General features: G+C 70.7%; 19 protein-coding genes. 10 read left to right on the plus strand and 9 right to left on the minus strand.

Annotated features, from left to right (window positions below):
• Positions 1-13: 13 nt before the first annotated feature.
• Complete coding sequence (locus J0911_RS05660; protein ID WP_207274493.1) at positions 14-793, minus strand: YflT domain-containing protein; 780 nt, start codon at positions 791-793, stop codon at positions 14-16.
• Between the two features lie 70 nt (positions 794-863).
• Here J0911_RS05660 and J0911_RS05665 point away from each other — a divergent pair, with 70 nt between their 5' ends.
• Together J0911_RS05665 and J0911_RS05670 are read left to right on the plus strand one after the other, a co-directional pair.
• Positions 864-2,189 (plus strand): magnesium transporter MgtE N-terminal domain-containing protein, encoded by a 1,326-nt coding sequence (locus tag J0911_RS05665; protein ID WP_207274494.1) that lies wholly within the window; start codon positions 864-866, stop codon positions 2,187-2,189.
• Complete coding sequence (locus J0911_RS05670) at positions 2,182-2,673, plus strand: DUF1003 domain-containing protein (protein WP_207274495.1); 492 nt, start codon at positions 2,182-2,184, stop codon at positions 2,671-2,673. Before J0911_RS05665 ends, J0911_RS05670 begins: the two co-directional genes overlap by 8 nt.
• Here the strand turns inward: J0911_RS05670 and J0911_RS05675 are convergent.
• Together J0911_RS05675 and J0911_RS05680 are read right to left on the minus strand one after the other, a co-directional pair.
• Positions 2,667-3,386 (minus strand): hypothetical protein, encoded by a 720-nt coding sequence (locus tag J0911_RS05675; RefSeq protein WP_207274496.1) that lies wholly within the window; start codon positions 3,384-3,386, stop codon positions 2,667-2,669. The two genes, J0911_RS05670 and J0911_RS05675, sit on opposite strands and share 7 nt — an antisense overlap.
• Positions 3,387-3,411: 25 nt before the next feature.
• Positions 3,412-4,737: a hypothetical protein gene (locus tag J0911_RS05680; protein ID WP_207274497.1), complete on the minus strand. Its 1,326-nt coding sequence runs from the start codon at positions 4,735-4,737 to the stop codon at positions 3,412-3,414.
• 252 nt (positions 4,738-4,989) lie between these two features.
• On the opposite strand from J0911_RS05680, the gene J0911_RS05685 reads away from it, so the two are divergent.
• Both J0911_RS05685 and J0911_RS05690 read left to right on the plus strand, forming a co-directional pair.
• Positions 4,990-5,316, plus strand: coding sequence for a helix-turn-helix domain-containing protein (locus tag J0911_RS05685; protein ID WP_207274498.1), 327 nt, complete (start codon positions 4,990-4,992; stop codon positions 5,314-5,316).
• A 127-nt stretch (positions 5,317-5,443) separates the two neighbouring features.
• Complete coding sequence (locus tag J0911_RS05690; protein ID WP_207274499.1) at positions 5,444-5,614, plus strand: hypothetical protein; 171 nt, start codon at positions 5,444-5,446, stop codon at positions 5,612-5,614.
• Between the two features lie 177 nt (positions 5,615-5,791).
• On the opposite strand, the gene J0911_RS05695 is transcribed toward J0911_RS05690, so the two are convergent.
• From J0911_RS05695 to J0911_RS05710, 4 genes are read right to left on the minus strand one after another with little or no spacing between them, the layout of a single operon-like run.
• A complete protein-coding gene (locus tag J0911_RS05695) occupies positions 5,792-6,883 on the minus strand; it encodes an LOG family protein (protein ID WP_242636336.1) in 1,092 nt (363 codons plus the stop codon).
• Between the two features lie 18 nt (positions 6,884-6,901).
• On the minus strand, positions 6,902-7,624 hold the full coding sequence (locus tag J0911_RS05700) for a response regulator (protein ID WP_207274500.1): 723 nt from the start codon (positions 7,622-7,624) through the stop codon (positions 6,902-6,904).
• Complete coding sequence (locus J0911_RS21010; protein ID WP_207274501.1) at positions 7,621-8,916, minus strand: sensor histidine kinase; 1,296 nt, start codon at positions 8,914-8,916, stop codon at positions 7,621-7,623. The genes J0911_RS05700 and J0911_RS21010 overlap by 4 nt, the downstream gene beginning before the upstream one ends.
• Entirely contained in the window at positions 8,913-9,641 is a 729-nt protein-coding gene (locus J0911_RS05710; RefSeq protein ID WP_207274502.1) for a GAP family protein, read from the minus strand. Before J0911_RS05710 ends, J0911_RS21010 begins: the two co-directional genes overlap by 4 nt.
• A 184-nt stretch (positions 9,642-9,825) precedes the next feature.
• On the opposite strand from J0911_RS05710, the gene J0911_RS05715 reads away from it, so the two are divergent.
• Complete coding sequence (locus J0911_RS05715) at positions 9,826-10,590, plus strand: ABC transporter ATP-binding protein (RefSeq protein WP_207274503.1); 765 nt, start codon at positions 9,826-9,828, stop codon at positions 10,588-10,590.
• Complete coding sequence (locus J0911_RS05720) at positions 10,587-11,336, plus strand: ABC transporter permease (protein WP_207274504.1); 750 nt, start codon at positions 10,587-10,589, stop codon at positions 11,334-11,336. Before J0911_RS05715 ends, J0911_RS05720 begins: the two co-directional genes overlap by 4 nt.
• Before the next feature lie 51 nt (positions 11,337-11,387).
• Here the strand turns inward: J0911_RS05720 and J0911_RS05725 are convergent, their stop codons facing one another.
• A complete protein-coding gene (locus tag J0911_RS05725) occupies positions 11,388-13,319 on the minus strand; it encodes a hypothetical protein (RefSeq protein ID WP_207274505.1) in 1,932 nt (643 codons plus the stop codon).
• A gap of 146 nt (positions 13,320-13,465) precedes the next feature.
• Here J0911_RS05725 and J0911_RS05730 point away from each other — a divergent pair, with 146 nt between their 5' ends.
• From J0911_RS05730 to J0911_RS05740, 3 genes are all read left to right on the plus strand, one after another.
• On the plus strand, positions 13,466-14,617 hold the full coding sequence (locus J0911_RS05730; RefSeq protein ID WP_207274506.1) for an Mrp/NBP35 family ATP-binding protein: 1,152 nt from the start codon (positions 13,466-13,468) through the stop codon (positions 14,615-14,617).
• 143 nt (positions 14,618-14,760) lie between these two features.
• Positions 14,761-15,996, plus strand: a complete 1,236-nt coding sequence (gene galK / locus J0911_RS05735; protein WP_207274507.1) for a galactokinase — start codon at positions 14,761-14,763, stop codon at positions 15,994-15,996.
• A gap of 103 nt (positions 15,997-16,099) precedes the next feature.
• Positions 16,100-16,591: a hypothetical protein gene (locus J0911_RS05740; protein ID WP_207274508.1), complete on the plus strand. Its 492-nt coding sequence runs from the start codon at positions 16,100-16,102 to the stop codon at positions 16,589-16,591.
• A 29-nt stretch (positions 16,592-16,620) separates the two neighbouring features.
• Here the strand turns inward: J0911_RS05740 and J0911_RS05745 are convergent, their stop codons facing one another.
• Entirely contained in the window at positions 16,621-17,442 is an 822-nt protein-coding gene (locus J0911_RS05745) for an exodeoxyribonuclease III (protein ID WP_307864931.1), read from the minus strand.
• A 217-nt stretch (positions 17,443-17,659) separates the two neighbouring features.
• On the opposite strand from J0911_RS05745, the gene J0911_RS05750 reads away from it, so the two are divergent.
• On the plus strand, positions 17,660-17,836 hold the full coding sequence (locus tag J0911_RS05750; RefSeq protein ID WP_207274510.1) for a hypothetical protein: 177 nt from the start codon (positions 17,660-17,662) through the stop codon (positions 17,834-17,836).
• Positions 17,837-17,888 lie beyond the last annotated feature (52 nt).

Below are 17,888 nucleotides of genomic sequence, written 5' to 3' on the forward strand. Positions count from 1 at the left end.
CCCGCCGCCCGCCTCAGGAGTCGTCCTTGCGGGCCTCCTGGTCGTCCCCGGAGGGCGCCGCGCCGTCGGCCCCGGAGTTCGGCGTGTCCTCCTCGGGGCGCATCGCGCCGTACCGAGGCTTGCCCTCCGGGGTGACGAAGCGCGGGTCCGGCTTGCGGACCGGTGGCGTCTCGCCCGCCGCGCCCTGCCCGGTGGGCGCGGTGCCGGCACCCGGGACCGCGCCGGTACCGCCGTCGGACATCCCCGGGTGCGTGGTGCCGAAGGGCCCGCGCCCGGCCGCCGGGAGCGCGCTCCCCGACGGCCGCCCCACGCCGCTCGGGGAATCCAGCAGCATGGCTCGCGCGTCGCTCGCGTGGTCGTGCGCGCAGAGGATGGCGTACGTCGCCGCCACGATCTGGGACGACGACGTGAAGTCGCGCCGTCCGCCCGTGAACGCGTACGACAGCACGCTGAAGAGCAGCCCGAACCCGGCACCGAGCCCGATACCGACGAACAGCACCCCGCCTCCGCCGTCGCCGGCGAAGAGCGTGAGCAGCAGGCCGACGAAGAGGCCGAACCAGGCACCGGACAGAACACCGGCGAGCGCCACCCGGCCGTACGTGAGCCGTCCCGTGACGCGTTCGACCATGCGCAGGTCGGTGCCGACGATGGTGACGTTCTCGACGGGGAACTTGTGGTCGGACAGGTAGTCGACGGCCTGCTGCGCCTGGAGGTAGGTCGGGTATGCGGCGACCTCGTCTCCGGCGGGCAGAGTGGGAACCTTGGGGATCGCGCCCGGGCGGGACATGCTCATCTGCACAGTCTCCCGTACTTCCCTGGGGATCGCGAGAAACCGGCGGCCGGTCCGGCGTAGCCTGGCGACCATGAGCTCCACCACTTCCCCGGTGTTTGTGGCGCGCCTGGCCGGTACGGCGGTCTTCGACCCGATCGGGGACCAGGTGGGACGGGTGCGTGACGTGGTCGTGCTCATGCGCTCGAACCGGCCTCCGCGGGCGGTCGGCCTGGTCGTGGAGGTTCCGGGACGACGGCGGGTGTTCCTCCCCCTCACCCGCGTCACCAGCATCGGCCCGGGCCAGGTGATCAGCACCGGTCTGGTGAACATGCGCCGGTTCGAGCAGCGGGCGATGGAGTCGCTGGTGCTGGGGGAACTGCTCGACCGCCGTGTGCGGCTCACGGACGGGTCGGGCGAGGCGACGGTGGAGGACGTCGCCATCACGAGGCAGCGCACGGGTGACTGGCTGGTGGACCAGTTGTTCGTACGGCGGCGGCCCGAACGGGTGGCGCCGTTGTCGCTGCGTCGCCGAGGATCGACGCTGACGGTTCCGGTCGACGGCGTGACCGGGCTGGCGCGCACCGACGTCGACCAGGGCGCGGCACGTCTGCTGGAGGCGTACGAGAACATGCGTGCCGCCGACCTCGCCGACGCGCTCCACGAGCTCGGGCCCGTGCGGCGCATCGAGGTGGCCCGGGCGCTCGACGACGAGCGCCTCGCCGACGTCCTGGAGGAGATGCCGGAGGACGACCAGGTGGCGATCCTCACCGAGCTGGACGCCGGACGTGCCGCGGACGTGCTCGAGGCGATGGAGCCCGACGACGCGGCGGACCTCCTGGGCGAGCTGCCGGACGCGCAGGCGGACGACCTGCTGGCGCTCATGGAACCCGAGGAGGCGGCGGACGTCCGGCGTCTGCTGGAGTACGGCGAGGACACGGCGGGCGGTCTCATGACGACGGAGCCGGTCATCCTGGGCGCGGACGACACGATCGCGATGGCCCTGGCGCAGCTGAGGCGCAAGGAGCTGCCGCCCGCGCTGGCCGCCATGGTGTTCGTGGCACGGCCGCCGACGGAGACCCCGACGGGCCGGTTCCTCGGGGTGGCGCACTTCCAGCGGCTGCTGCGCGAGCCCCCGCACGCCGCGGTCGCGTCGGTGCTGGACTCGGACACGCAGGCGTGGCTGACACCGGACGCGCCGGTGGGGCGGGTGACACGGATGATGGCCGCCTACGACTTCCTCGCGCTGCCGGTGCTGGACCCGGAGCGTCGTCTGCTGGGGGTGGTGACCGTGGACGACGTGCTCGACCACATCCTGCCGGACGACTGGCGCGAGTCCCACGACGAAGGGGCCGTCGAGCCGCCCGACGGCGGAGCGAGCCCGGGTTCGGGCGACGAGCGGAAGGCAGCTCATGGCTGATCGTCTCGACCGCCCGAAGGCCGCCGGTTTCCGCCGGCCCCGTCTCGACCCGGATCTCGTGGGCAAGGGCGCGGAGACGTTCGCACGGTTCATGGGGACGGGCCAGTTCCTCATGTGGATGACGCTCTTCGTCATCCTCTGGGTGACGCTCAACGTGGTCGCGCTGTGGGGCCTGAGGTGGGATCCCTACCCGTTCATCCTGCTCAACCTCTTCTTCTCGGTGCAGGCCTCCTATGCTGCGCCGCTGATCCTCCTGGCGCAGAACCGCCAGGACGACCGCGACCGCGTCCTCGCGGAGCAGGACCGCCGGCGCGGCGAGCGCAATCTCGCGGACACCGAGTACTTGGCACGTGAGATGGCCTCGCTCCGCATGCTCCTGAGCGAGGTCGCGACCCGCGACTACGTCCGCTCGGAGCTCCGCACGCTCCTGGAAGAGCTGGACGAGCGGAGTGAGCGGAACGGCGAGAGCCGTCCAGATCACTGATCGCAGCGCTTCTCTTTCGGAATCTTGGATCCGCAGAGATAGAACTCCCAGTCATCCACCACCTCGTACTGCCTACCGTCCGGTGTGGAGTAGGCAAACGATATATTCTTGATGTTCGCGCCTGATGGCCCGCTCTGGAGAACGAAGACCACTTCTTCTTCGACCCCTTTTACCCAAGCTTCGTCTTCGCTGCCGCACGGTTTCGTGACTTCGAGGCCCTCGATACCCTCACGGATCTCGGCCGTATCGAACAGGTCCTCGTCGGAAGGGTTCACGAGGTCGTGCGGCGTCCCTAATGCGCTACCAAGCCAGTCATCCTTGCGGCTATCGAATGTCCTCACGTAAACGTCGACCGAGATCGGACGAGTTTCGGGGTCGCTGTCCCACGTCACGCCAGTGATCTCGACAGGTACGCCGTCATCATTCAGGCACGGAATGTGCTCTCCGAACATCCCTGCCCACGATCCATCAGGGCCGGTTTCATCAGGCAAGTATATTCCATTACCACCTGACCCAGGACGGACCGAGAGCGGGTGCGATCCGTCGTCCGCGTGGCGCTCGATCCGATCCACTCCCGACAAGGAGCTGCATCCCATCAGGATCACACTTGACAACACGGCAACACCAAAGCGCAAGGTCACCCGAACCATGCCCACCATCCCTTTCTCAGCCAGCCCGACACGACTGGCTGTGGAGGGCCGGTACAGCAGCACCAGCTCTCCACAGCCGCCGGAAGACTTATCGGTAGCGCAGCATCTGGAGCCTTGACAAGGCAGGCGCCCGATTGTTTCCGCAGATCTTCTTGTCGTTCCCCTTGATGTCGTACTCGTACTTCTTGAACGACGCATACTGGCTCTTCGACTTCAGGTTAATGCCGATGACGCCCTTGATATTGACACCACCACTGTTCTCGTAAGCTGACCCGCTGGACGATGTTCTGTACCAGGGCCCGGCAGTCTGGGGACTACAATTCGTATATACCTTGGGGCGGCTGATGTCTTTAGCGATTGCGCCGCCAGTCTCCCAGCGAGGACGCCACTTGAATCCGTACCGCTCCTCGACAAAATAGTTACAGTCGCGGATATAACGATACTTTTGCATAAACTTCCCGTACCTCAACTCGATCCGGTAGGACTTGTAGCCCTTGCTCGCGGCAAAGCTCTTGCCCCAATCGGCTCCGATGGTTTTGGTGCCCTCCGCACTCCAGTTAACGTTCTCGAGAGATACACCAATACCTGAAGTAGTGTGATGTTCCCGACCAGCGCTGTAAGTCATATGCGCCCTGGAGTTCCTATCATCCGTCTTCAGAGCGAACGTCGCCCCCGTCCGAGCCCAGACATTCTTGTCCGCGACCCTCCGGGTACCGGGGAGCCATTGTATGCAATCGCCAGCAGCTAGGTTCGACGGCGGCCCTGTTGTGGTAGCCGAGATCTCCGGCTCGCAGTCTTCGACGATGACTTCCGAGTCCTCGCACTCGTCAGACATCTCGGCATTTTCCACCAGGTCGACAGTCGGCGCCGAGACCACGTCAGCGCCGAGCGTCGACAGATCGTCGGCCGTGTACAACGGGTCGATCCATGTCGCTCCGGTTGCCTGCTCGACGGCGCGTGAGGTTGTCGCTGTAGATCGGGTCCATCCTGCTTGGAAGTTGAGTACCTGGACCTCGAAGTCGACCATGCCGGTCTCACCGATGTAGGCCGCCGGAAGCGTTACGGGGTCAACATGCACCGCCATCTGGGACCCGTCGAGCGACGTTGTCGCGGCCACCTTCCGCAAGTCGAAGTCCTCGTCGAGTTCGAGTTGCTCGTCGACCTCTTGAGACGGCCAGGCCATCACCTCCACCTCGGTGTTGTCGGTGACGCTCGCGCTGAGAGTGGAAGGAATGTTGACCGTGAAGGCGATCGGTGCTTCCCCTTCGCTCGCGGCGCGCGCCTCGGTCGCATCTGCCGTCGGGACGCCGACTAGAGCTCCCAGCCCGACGCTGAGCCCAAGCAGCGCCGCAATCGCCACGGCCGTTCTGCGTCTGAGGTTTCCCCTCAGACGAGGGTATACATCTGCAGACATCACGTCTTCCCTTCGCTCGACTCGATGCAAGAGACGTTATTGGGCCGGCATGGGAGCTGAAAGAGCGTGACCTCGATGTTCCGGGATACCCGGAAGATCTCCTCAGGATGTATCAAACGGGTCGCCCGGCCCTCGCGACATGTCCGGCTTCTCGCGACTGACGATTCTGTTACTGTCAGGGCCCCTGACATACTTCGAGTGCTTCACCACTCGCCTCACCTCCAGGAGGCTCCGTTGCCCACGATCACGGAGATGCGGTCCTTCATCGCCCTCATCGACCATCGAACCCAGCGGGCTGCTGCAGCCTTCCTCGGGGTTGGCCGAAGCACGATCTCTGACCACATCATTGCGCTCGAGACCAAAGCCGGAGGTCGGCTCTTCGATCGGGTCAACAAGGTCTGGCGAGCCACTCCTGGTGGGCGCCGCGCCGAGGCGGCGGTCCGCGCGGCAGTACACGCCTACGATGCCGCAGCCCTCGCGATCGTGGCCGCTCCGGGGATCGACGACGCACTCGCCGAAGAGGCTGCGCTGAACACGACGCCGGGTTCGTCAAAGAAAGTTCGTCCGATGCCGTCGTAGCTCCGCTCCATTAAGGGATCTACGCTCGCGGTGTGGACAGTATGGAAACGCCCAGTACGGGCAGCTCTCACCGCGGAGTTCGTTCAATCCCGACGGGACCCTGCGGTTCACCGTGCAGGGGAACGCCATGACATCCAACATGGTCCCGCCCCTGCTCACGATCGATGGGCACCAAGCGCCGTCCCGGATGAGCGGGACGGTGGACATCCCGATCGAGTCGGGCCGGCATCACCTGGAGGCGTCGTCCCAGTGGCTACGGCGGTACGGGCAGACCGCGCTGGACGTCGACATCGCGTAGGGACAGACGGTCGAGGTGTTCTACGCGCCGGTGCACCAGTTCACGACCGGCGAGATGGGGCTGACCCCGCAGAAGCGCAAGGGCGCCGGGCTGATGTGGGGCGTCTTCGGCGCGCTCGCCCTGTTCGTCGCCCTGGTCGTCGTGGTGCCGGTCGTCGCGTCGCTCCGACGGCTTCGGTCACCCCGCGAGCAGCGGTACCACCTCGGAGACCGTGTCGACCAGGTGGAGGTGGGCGGACATGTCGCGGTCGGCGGCGAGGGCACGCAGCAGGTCCCACGCCGGCAGTGCCCGGGTCCAGAAGTCCTTGCCGACCAGGACCATCGGGGCCACCGACGACGCGTCGGCGTAGTAGTTCTCGCACGCGTCCTGGAAGACCTCCTGCACCGTCCCGGCGGCGCCGGGCAGGAACACGATCCCACCGCTCGCGCACTCCAGCAGCACCGCCTCGCGGATCGCGTTGCTGAAGTACTTCGCGATCCGGGTGGCGAAGGGGTTGGGCGGCTCGTGACCGTAGTGCCAGGTGGGGATGCCCAGGCTGTCGGCGCCCTCGGGCCACGTGTCGAGCACTTCGAGCGCGGCGCCCACCCAGTGCCGGACCGACGGCGTGAACGACGGCGCCTGGGCCAGCATCGCGAGCGCCTTGTCGAGGTCCGCCGGTGAGTGCGGGGCCAGGTAGGCGCCCAGGTTCGCCGCCTCCATCGCGCCGGGTCCGCCGCCGGTGGCGACGGTGAGTTCCACGCGGGTGAGTTCGTACGCGAGGCGTGCGGCGTCGGCGTACGGGGCCGAGCCGCGCGTCAGCGAGTGTCCGCCCATGACGCCCACCACCTTTCGGCCGGTCCGTGCGGCCGCGAGCGCGTCGTCGACGGCGTGGTCGTGCAGTGCCTGCGCAAGCGTCAGGTCGCGTGAGCGCGGCTGCCGGGACCAGGCGTAGGCGCGGGCGTCCAACGTGGTCTCGTACCCGTCCTGGATTCCGTCGTACAGTTCGCGCGGGGTGTACAGCCCCGGCCGGTAGGAGTCGACGGGGCTCCCCGGCACCTGCGGGAACACGAGCGCCCCGCGTTCGCGGACCGATTCCTCGTCCGGCTTGTTCAACGTGCAGCCGAGGAACAACGCCCCCGCGACGTCGAGCGCGCGGATGGCCGCGGTCTGGCCGGTCAGGTCGAGGGACTGCAGGTGCCATCCGTACATCGACCGGGCTCCGGCGGCGACGCGGGCGGTGAAGTCGTGGAGGGACTCGACGTCGACGGTCTGGCCGTGATGGGCGCGCATGTCCGGAACGCTACCCGGTCACACCAGCTCGGCGTCGTGCACCATGATCGCGACCTGGACGCGGTTCTCGGCGTCCAGTTTTGTCAGGATGCGGCCCACGTGGGTCTTCACGGTCGACTCGCTCATGTACAGATCGGCGGCGATCTGGGCGTTGGACAGTCCTCTTCCGATGGCGACCGCGACGTCCCTCTCGCGTTCCGTGAGCGCCGCGAGGCGGGCGGCGGCCCGTTCCGCGCGATCGTCCCGGGGGCGCGCCACCGAGGCGATGAGCTGTGCGGTGACGCTTGGTGACAGGGTCGGCTGCCCCGCGGCCGCCGCCCGCACCGCCTCGACGAGCTTCTCCGGCGGCGTGTCCTTGAGGAGGAATCCGGCCGCACCGGCCCGAAGCGCGTCCAGCACGAGTTCGTCGGTGTCGAACGTGGTCAGGACGATGACCCGCGGCGACGGTCCCGCGGCGACGAGCGTGCGTGTCGCGGTCAGCCCGTCCATGCGCGGCATACGGATGTCCATGAGCACCACGTCGGGGCGGAGCCGGCGCACGAGCTCCAGCCCGGCGGCGCCGTCGGACGCCTCGCCGACGACCTCGACGTCGGACGCACCACCGAGGATCAGCTTGAGCCCGGCGCGGACCAGGGTCTCGTCGTCGACGAGGAGGACCTTGATCCGGGACGACGGCGGGCCGGGGGTGGGCCGGCCGGCGCCGGCACCTGCTGGTCGGAACTCGGTCGCGTCGCTCGTCATGATGCCGCCCACGGTAGCCAGGCCCGCACCACGAAGCGACCACCGTCCGGCCCGTACCGCAGGTGCCCGCCGGCGAGCTCGGTGCGCTCGGTCAGGCCCATGAGGCCCAGGCCCGACGCGGGGAGCTCGTCCCGCGTGCCCTGCACCCGGGGATTCGCGACCGTCAGGTCGAGGCCGTCGCCGGGCATGCCGGCGATCGTCACGACAACCGGCTTGCCGGGGGCGTGCTTGCGCGCGTTGGTCAGCCCTTCCTGCACGATCCGGTACGCCGTGCGCGAGACCGCCTCGGCCAGGCTCTCGCCCGGCCCGCGACCGCCGGCCTCGGTGTCACCGGTCGCCCGGTCGTCGTGGAACGTGACGTCCACACCCGCCGACCGGCATTCGTCCAGCAGCGCCGGCAGTTCCTCCAGCGTGGGCTGCGGCCGGTGCACGTCGTCGCCCTCCGTGCCGAGCACCGCACCGCCTTCGGGCAGGTCGCGGAGGACACCCAGGATCTCCCGCAGCTCCTTCATCGCGGCGTGCGCGGAGTCGCGGATGGTCTCGGCGGTGCGCGTCACCTCCTGGCGCGGCAGGTCCTTGCGGTAGGCGAGCCCGCCGGCGTGCATCGCGACCAGGGAGATGCGATGCGCGAGGACGTCGTGCATCTCACGGGCGATCCGTGCCCGCTCGTTGGCACGGGCCTGCGCCACGCGGCCCGCCTGCTCGCGTTCCGCCGTCTCGGCACGCAGCACCAGGGAACGGACGTGGTCGCGGCGCAGCCCGATGTACGCGCCGATGGTGACGAGCAGGACGTAGTACATGACGCCGCCGACACCGACGTCGAACACGCCGTTCCACACCGGGTCGGTGACGTAGGGGGACACTTTCAGGTACGCCGTGTAGGCGGCGACGTGCACCACGCCGACGACCCCGATCGCCGTCCAGCGCCGGGTGGTCGCCAGCGAGACGATCACCATCGCCGCGGCGCCCGTGGCTGAGGTGGACGCCGCCGTGAAGCACGTCAGCACGAGGGCGACGGTGAACGGCCACCTGCGCCGCAGGTGCATGAGGCCGAGGGAGAGCAGTCCGAGGAAGAGGTCCAGCGCCGCCAGCCCGCCGGACTGGACGGCACGGTCCCCCAGTTCCTCCTGCCAGGCGATGGCGGCTATTCCGAGGAACCCGAAGCACGCGGCGACCACCGTGCGCCAGATCGCGCCCCAGACGCGTCGCCCCCGGCTCTGCACCAGCGGTGCCCCGGCCCGGACGGCCGGGCGGGCGTCGGCACCCGGCGGGCTCGCGGCGACCGCGGTCACTGCAGCCGCCCGAACGCGTCCGCGGCGAGCAGGAAGCCCACGATGCCGAGCGTCCACGCCAGCAGGTCGCCGCTGCGCCTGCCGAACCACTCGTTGATGCGGCCGAGCGCCGGTTCGATCGCCCGGGCCGCCCCCACCCGGAGGGCGAGCAGGAGCAGCGCGGGGGCCACCATCACCGCGCAGTAGGCCACGAGCACGAGCGCGCCCGCGACCACGCCGATCCCGTTCGCCGTCAGGATGCCGATCGCGGCGAGGTACGGCAGCATCGAGGCCGCCTCGACCAGCCCGGCACCCAGCGCGGTGGCGACCACGGTGCCGGCGGACGCCTCCGCGCCCACGAGCCGGCCCTTCCAGCGCTCCATGGCCGACACCCGGCCCGACCGCTCACGACGTTCCTTCCGCCACCTGCCCACGGGACCGTCGAACAAGAAGCTCGCCAGGAAGAGCGCCACGCCGAGGACGAGCTGGATCCGGTCCAGCACGCGGGCGTCGTCCCTGCTCTCCAGGAACTGCAGGGCGCTGTCGGCGCCGGCGTGCAGGGCGACACCCAGCACCCAGTAGAAGAGGGCGATGGCCCCCAGATAGGCCAGTACGGCGGCCGGCCTGATCCTCGGTTGCGCCAGCATGAACACCGGCAGGCCCAGCGTGCCGATGCTCGTGCTGTCCACGAGTGCGAGCCCGGCCAGTACCGCCAGCAGCGGCCCGGCAAGGGTCAGGCCTTCCATCGCGTCTCTCCGCTCTTCGTGTCCGCAGGTCGTCATGAAACTACCCGGGCCGCCGCCGTCGGACATCGTCCGAAAGGGCGACGTCGCGCGGCCGATCGGAGGACCGTCGCCGAGCCTTCCGGCCGACCAGGTCGCGAGCCTTCGGCCGATGTGCCGGCGGCACCCGGCACGGGACCGTGGAGCCATGATCACCGCAGACCACCTCACCAGGAGATACGGCGACGTCACCGCCGTCGGCAACGTGACCTTCGAGGCCCGCCCGGGCCTCGTCACCGGGTTCCTCGGACCCAACGGAGCGGGGAAGTCCACCACGATGCGCATGCTGTGCGGGCTCACACCGGTCACCTCCGGCACGGCGCACGTGCTGGGCGTCCCGTTCCGCGAACTCTCCAATCCGGGACGCCGGGTCGGCGTGCTGCTCGACGCCGCGGCCCAGCACTCCGGCCGTACGGGCCGTGAGGCGCTCACGCTCTCGGCGATGCTCATGGGAGTCGGCCGGCGCCGCGTCACCGAGGTCCTCGAGCTCGTGGGTCTCACGGCCAAGGAGGCCGACCGCCGCGTCAAGGGCTACTCGCTCGGGATGCGGCAGCGGCTCGGGATCGCGAACGCCCTTCTGGGCGAGCCCGAGGTGCTCATCCTCGACGAGCCCGCCAACGGCCTCGATCCCGCCGGCATCCGCTGGATGCGGGACCTGCTGCGCGACTTCGCCCGGTCCGGCGGCACCGTCCTGCTCTCCTCCCACCTGTTGCACGAGGTCGAGCGGGTCGCCGACGAGATCGTCGTGATCGGCAACGGGCGGATCGTCGCCCAGGGATCCACCGAGGTCCTGCTGTCCCACTCGCAGAGGTCCCTGGAGGACCTGTTCCTCGACCTGACCGCGGACGTCTCCCGTGACGGAACGGACCCCGCAGCTGCTGCCACCGACTCCGCCAGGGAGGACGCCCGATGACCGCCATCCCCTTCGCCCGCCTGACGCTCGTCGAGTGGCGCAAGCAGCTCGACACCAGCGCCGGCCTCTGGCTGCTGATCTCGATCGCCCTCGTCACCGCGGCGGTACTGGCGGTGATGGCGTTCATCGGCGAGGGAGCCACGAGCTTCGAGGCGCTCTACTTCGGCACCTCCACCCCGATGGCCCTGCTGCTGCCGATCGTGGGCATCCTCGCCGCCACCTCGGAGTGGTCCCAGCGCACCGGGCTGATCACGTTCACGCTCGAACCACGGCGCACACGTGTCGGCCTCGCGAAGCTCGTGAGTGCTCTGGGTTCCGGCATCGTGTTCTTCGGCGTGGCGGTGTTCCTGGCCGCCACCTTCCACCTCGCCGTGGTCACCTTCACGGACGCGACGGCGGCGTGGGAGATTCCCGCCGGCGCGCTGTGGGGCGGCCTGCTCCTGACCGCCGTCTACATGGCCCAGGGCGTCGCGTTCGGTGCCCTCATCCAGAACACGGCAGGCGCGATCGTGGCGTTCTTCGCGCTTCCCACCGCGTTCACGCTCATCGGCTCCCTCGTCGGAGCCGTCCGGGACGCGATGCCCTGGATCGACCTGACCACGGCCACCGAGCCGCTCCTCCTCGACGCCGGTGCGATGACGGGAGAGCAGTGGGCCCACGTCGCGACGGCATCGGCGATCTGGCTGCTGCTCCCGCTGGCCCTGGGTCTCGTCCGGATCGCACGCTCGGAGATCAAGTCCTCCTGAGCCCGGCCTCGGCGGGTAGGCGGGCGCGACCGGAAACGGTCGGGCCCGCCTTCAGGGCTCCATGTCGTCGTGGAGCACGACGCGGGAGAGCTCGTAGCCGCCTCCCGGGAGACGCCAGTAGTGCATCCGGCGGGCGGACGGCGTATTGACCTGCAAGGACACACGCCAGCACGCCGCGCCGTCGTCCCTGACCCGCTGGGGATCGTCACCGCCGAGACCCGAGCGCAGCGGGTGCACCTGGAGGCCGTTCATCTCCGGCGCCCGGCCGGTCACCACGTGCACGACCGTCCGCAGCACCTTGTCGCGCGAGATCCCCTCGACGGTCTCCAGCGACTCGAGGAACCGCGACCCGAGCGCGTACTCCTCGAGCGGCCAGCGGTCCTTCTCCCCGGCCGGGACGATCTGCGCCCACGTCTGGGTCACCTCGAACCGGAACTGCTCGGCCGGGTCGGCGAAGTACCGCTCCGTCGTCACCTCGACGTCCCGGCCGAGCTCCCGCCGGTACGCGGCCGACTTCGACTTCTCCGCCCGCAGCTGCGCCCGCGAGCGTTCGAGCTGCTGGTCGCGCCGGTCCACCTGGTCACGGAGATCGGCCACGTACCGGCGCAGTTCGTCGAGCTCCACCTCGGCGCGGCGCTTCTCGACCTTGACGTGGATCAGGTCCTTCTCCAGCCGCGTCACCTGGGCCTTCTCCGCGTCGAGCGCGAGGCTGAGGTCCCGGACCGCCTTCTTGCTCCCGGAGGAGCCGTGCGCCCCGTTCCCCCGGGTGGCGGCTCCCCTGCTGTCGTCCGGTGGCGCCGGCAGGGGGGCCGCGGCGTCCCCCGCGATCCGCGCGGCGATGTCACCGGGTGTCGGACGGCGCCTGGCCTCGTCCGGTGGCGCGCCGACGCCGCGGTCCTGCGGTTCCCCGCCCCGGCCGTTCGCCACCTCCGCCGGCGTCGGGATGCGGATCGGCCCGCTCCCCGGTTCCGGCTCCCGGAGCGACGTGTCCGGCGGGAGCAGCCACGGCGGCCCCCCGTCCAGGAGCGACAGGGCGGGCAGCGGCTCGTCGGACTCGTCCACGTCGTCGAGCCGGAGCGTGATGCCGTCACCGGGCGCCTGCATGACGCGCGCGAGCACCACCTCACCGGGGGTGAACAGGTCGTCGAGCGCGTCGAGCGCGTTGCCCGTCACCCGCTCACGAGGCACCCTGACGTGAACGGCCGGCGCCACCGCGATCGTCACGGCGGCCTCGGTCACCGACTCCACCCGACCGAGAATTACTTTACCTACCCTGTAGGTATTTTTGACAGCACGGCGTTGCGCCGCGTCGTCGGGAAGCATGCCGCGCGTGTCGAGCGTCCCACGACCGGCGTCGTGGCGCCCGCGGACCTTCATGCCGCGCCGGAAGATGCTCTGCAACGGCACCCCGGGAAGAGTGAGTTCCTCGGCGACGGAGGCCTGCCCGCCGTCGTCCAGCTCGATCAGGGCGCGGGAACCCAGCACGCCCTGCACCGTCCCGCGGGCCTCGGCGGCCCCGGAGCCCGGACCGCCCGCGGCCGCCCCGGCGGCACCCGCGAGGCCGGCCCGCACCGCGGCCGACAGCGCGTCGCTCACGAGGCGGTCGCGCACCTTCGGCCCGTCGGCCAGGGAGTAGGCGAAGTGCAGAGGAGATCGGCGCAGGTCGTGGACCCAGTCGAGCCCGGTGGGGTAGACCCGCGACGCACCGCCGTACACCTGCGTGTACTCGGGCATGCCGCGCGAGAACGCCCAGGACACGTCCCCGGTCGGGATGACCACGACCTCGGCGAGCCCGGCGACGTCGTCGAGCACGCGCTGCGGGTCGACATACGGCGTGGTGCGGCCGGCGGGCGTGGAGATGACCACCACGGGCCAGGCCCGGTTCGGGACCTGGAGGAAACGGGCGAAGTCGCGCGCCTCGTCCTCGCCGGCGATCCTGTGCAGGCCGGTGGGCACCGAGATGTTCACCGCCCCGTTCGCCATGCCACACCTCCCTGTCTGCGTTACTTCACCCTATCGTTCGTTACTGAGTATTTGCCTGACGCACGCCAGATCCGCACGGTGTCGTGTCCTGATCCGTCACGCGCCACCTCGCGGACCCCCGCCGCGATCACCTCTACGATCGAAGGGTGACTCCCACCAGCTCCACGACCATCGAGACCCGCGTCCGCGAGGCGCTCACGCGCGTCCTCGACCCCGAGATCCGCCGGCCCATCACGGAACTGGACATGGTGCGCTCCGTCAGCGCGTCGGACGACGGAGCGGCCGGCGCGCACGTCACCGTCGGCGTGGACCTCACCGTCGCCGGGTGTCCCATGAAGTCGACGCTCGTGGCCGACGTGACGGCGGCGGCGAGCGCCGTCGACGGCGTGGCCGGGGTGGACGTGGACCTGGGGGTGATGACGCCCGATCAGCGTGCCGCCCTGCGGACCAGGCTGCGCGGGGGCACCGGCGAGCCGGTGATCCCGTTCGCCCAGCCGGGCTCGCTGACGAAGGTGTACGCGGTCGCGTCGGGCAAGGGCGGCGTCGGCAAGTCCTCCGTGACGGCGAACCTGGCCGTGGCGATGGCCGCGGACGGCTTGAACGTGGGCGTGATCGACGCGGACATCTACGGTTTCTCGATCCCGCGGATGCTGGGCGTCGACCGCCAGCCGACGCGGGTGGACAACATGCTGCTGCCCCCGGTGGCCCACGGGGTCAAGGTCGTGTCGATCGGCATGTTCGTGCCGGACGGGCAGCCGGTGGTGTGGCGCGGGCCGATGCTGCACCGGGCACTGGAGCAGTTCCTGGCGGACGTCTACTGGGGCGACCTCGACGTGCTGCTGCTGGACCTGCCGCCCGGGACCGGCGACATCGCCATCTCGGTGGCGCAGCTGCTGCCGCGCTCCGAGGTGCTGGTCGTGACCACGCCGCAGGCCGCGGCGGCCGAGGTCGCCGAACGGGCCGGATCGGTCGCCACGCAGACGTCGCAGAGCGTCGTGGGGGTGGTGGAGAACATGTCCTGGCTCACGCAGCCGGACGGGTCACGCCTCCACCTGTTCGGTGAGGGCGGCGGTGCTCACGTCTCGGCGCGGCTGGGCGACCTCCTCGGCACGGAGGTGCCGCTGCTCGGCCAGATCCCGCTCGACGTCGCGGTCCGCGAGGGCGGGGACCAGGGAACGCCCGTGGCGCTGGCGGCCCCGGAGTCCCCGGCGGCCGTCGTCCTGGGCGAGGTGGCCCGCACGCTTGCCGCACGGAAGCGGGGACTGGCGGGAATGCAGCTCGGCGTGACGCCCGCGTGACGTCCGGGCGCGGATCCCCCTGAGGAGTCGGGGCGCCACGGTCGACCCGAACATCACGGTCATGATGACCGGCGAGCCCTGCGCGGACCTCATCACGCGAGACAGGGCCTGACGGCGCGTGACCGCCACATAGGATCTGGCCCATGCCTTCCACGCCGCAGTGGCTCGAGTCCTGGACGCCCGCCGGAGGCGCCCGACGCGTCCGTACCGTGTTCTCCCGCGCCTTCGACGGCGGCGCCCCGGACGGCGTCTGGTTCGCCCCGGGCCGCGTCAACCTGATCGGCGAGCACACCGACTACAACGCCGGCCTCTGCCTGCCGACCGCGCTGCCCCACCGCACCTACGTGGCGCTGCGGGCCCGCGAGGACGACGTCGTCCGGCTGGTGTCCGCGCAGGCCCCGGACGAGCCGTGGGAGACGAAGCTCTCGGAGGTCGCCCCCGGGTCGGTCGGCGGCTGGGGCTCCTACGTGGCGGGCGTGGCCTGGGCACTCGCCGAGGCCGGGCACACCGTGCACGGCTTCGACGCGGCCGTGGACTCCTGTGTGCCGTTCGGCGCGGGGCTGAGTTCGTCGGCGTCCCTGGAGTGCGCCTTCGCCGTGGCGATCGACGACGTGAGCGCCTTGGGGCTCGCCGACGACGACGCCGGGCGCACCGAGCTGGTCGACGCCTGCCGCCGGGCCGAGAACGAGATCGCCGGGGCGCCCACCGGAGGCCTCGACCAGTCCGCGTCCCTGCGGTGCGCCGAGGGACGGGCCCTCCTGCTGGACTTCCGGCCGGGGCTGTCCGCCGTCGAGTCGGGCCGGGAGGTCCCGTTCGACCCGGCGTCGGCCGGGCTGGAGCTCCTGGTGGTCGACACCCGGGCCCCGCACGCGCTGGTCGACGGCCAGTACGGTGCCCGGCGAGCGGCCTGCGAGAGAGCCGCCGCGTTGCTGGGCCTGGCGAACCTGCGCGAGATCGCCCCCGACGGGCTGGACGCGGCGCTGGCCGAGCTCGCACCGCACGACGGCGACGGTGTCCTTGCCCGCCGGGTACGCCATGTCGTGACGGAGACGGAGCGCACGGCACGGTTCGTGGAGCTCGTCTCACGTGGCCTCGTGGCCGAGGTGGGTCCGCTCATGACGGCGTCGCACGCCTCGCTCCGGGACGACTACGAGGTGTCCTGCCGTGAGCTCGACCTCGTGGTCGACACGGCGATGGCCGCCGGTGCGGTGGGCGCCCGGATGACCGGTGGCGGCTTCGGTGGTTCGGCCATCGCCCTCGTCCCACGGGACGACGTCGAGCGGGTGGCCACGACCGTGGACCAGGCGTTCGCCGACGCCGGGCTGGCGGCACCCGCATTCCTCGCGGCGCCTCCGTCGGCCGGCGCGGGAGCCGTGTAGCGGGATTTCGGGGTCGCCGAACGGGTCCGCTACTTTGGGGCCACGCGGTGTCGCGGGGGCGCTGCGAGTGCACCTCGGTGCACGACACGAGGGGATGGAACCTGTGCCACGGAGTGCACCGGTCACGAAGGACAGGGCCGCGCCTGCGGTCATCGGCGCGATCCTGGCCGTGCTCGTCGCCGCCGTCCTGACGGGCTGCGGGCTCGGGGGCGCGGGATCGAGCGGCGGATTCGCCGCGGGCGAGGAGTTCTCCTACATGGTGGAGATCACGGACGCGGACGGCGGCGTGTCCCGGTTCGCGCTGATCGCGGGCACCGTCTCCTCCGCCGGCGACATCGCCGGGGAACGTCGGCTCGTCATCGTCGAGAACGGCATGACGAGCACCGACACGACCGAGTTCACGGGCGAGGCGAACGAGGACGGCACGGCGACGTTCCACGGCCTCGGTCCGGACGGCGCCGACGTGACCGCGACGCTGGAGGACTCCAAGTCGGTCATGGTCACGGACCTGGAGCCCGGTGTCGCGGCCACCTCGTGGAACCGTGCGTCGCTCCCGGCCTTCAACAACGCGGTGCAGGACGCCGTGCGCGGCTAGGTGTGATGCCTTGGGCGGCCCGGCCGGGCTCAGAGCTCGTAGACCGCCACGACCGGCGCGTGGTCGCTCCAGCGCTCCGCGTACGACGGCGCCCGGTCGACCTCGACCTTCCGGCACGCCGGCGCCAGGGCCGGGTTGGCGTACTGGTAGTCGATCCGCCAGCCGGCGTCGTTGTCGAACGCCTTTCCCCGCCACGACCACCAGGTGTAGGGCCCGGGACCGTCGCCGCCGTGCGCGCGCCCCAGGTCGGTCCAGCCGAGCGCGGACCAGCGGTCGAGGTACGCACGCTCCGCCGGCAGGAAGCCGGCGCTGTTCAGGTTGCCCTTCCAGTTCTTGATGTCTGCGCGGGTGTGAGCGATGTTGACGTCGCCGGCGACGACGGCGGGGGTCCCGGCGGTGGCGAGTTCCGCCAGGCGGGCCGTGGTCCGCTCGAGGTAGGCGTACTTCGCCTCCATCGTCGCCTCCTCACCGGGCTTGGTGGACCCGGAGTGCTGGTAGGTGGAGACGGCGGTGAGCGTGCCGGCGTCGCCGGGCAGCGCGATGTCGGCCTCGATCCAGCGCCCCGTGTGCACGGCGGCCTCCGGGCCGTCACCGGCCCACGGCAGGCCGCGCCGCACGTCCACGACGGGGTGGCGGGAGGCGACGAGCACGCCGGCCCGGCCCTTGAGCTCGCTGCCGAGGTTCGCCACGTGCCAGCCGTCGAGATGCTGCTCGACCACCGCCTGCGGCGCACGGACCTCCTGCAGGAGCAGGACGTCCGGTTTGCGGGTGGTGACCCAGGCGTCCATGCCGCGGCGGAAGGCGGCGCGGATCCCGTTGACGTTGGCGGTGGCGACGGTCAGTTCAGGCACGCGGGTAACTCTACGTGGGTGCCGCACGTGCCGGTCCTGAGGCGTGCTGAGGTACCTCAGGGGCCGCCCCGGGCTGGCTGAGGCGCTCGTCTGAGGTGGGTCGGGACGGCAGGACTGGGCGGTCGACCGATGTGGCAGGTGGCGGCTCACGACGAGTGTCTTCCGTGTCGCACCGGACGGGCAGCGGGCCCGCCGGGCAGGATCATCGGAGGACATCATGTCGCTGTGGGGCACCGCGATCGACGCGGAGGTGCGGTACCGCCAGGAGGAGCTCAAGAAGGCGTGGGGCGGCCGGCCGAGGAAGGCGCCGAAGGACGAGAAGCGGGGGGCGCAGATCCGCCGGGGACTGTCGGGCATGCGCCCGCAGCCGGCGCACCGTGGCCTGTTCGCATGACCGGCGGGACGGCGACGGCTGTCCCGCCGGTCGCCGGCGGAGGGAATGTCGG

Origin of the sequence: Myceligenerans salitolerans (assembly GCF_017349295.1) — a bacterium.
Lineage (GTDB): Bacteria > Actinomycetota > Actinomycetes > Actinomycetales > Cellulomonadaceae > Myceligenerans > Myceligenerans salitolerans.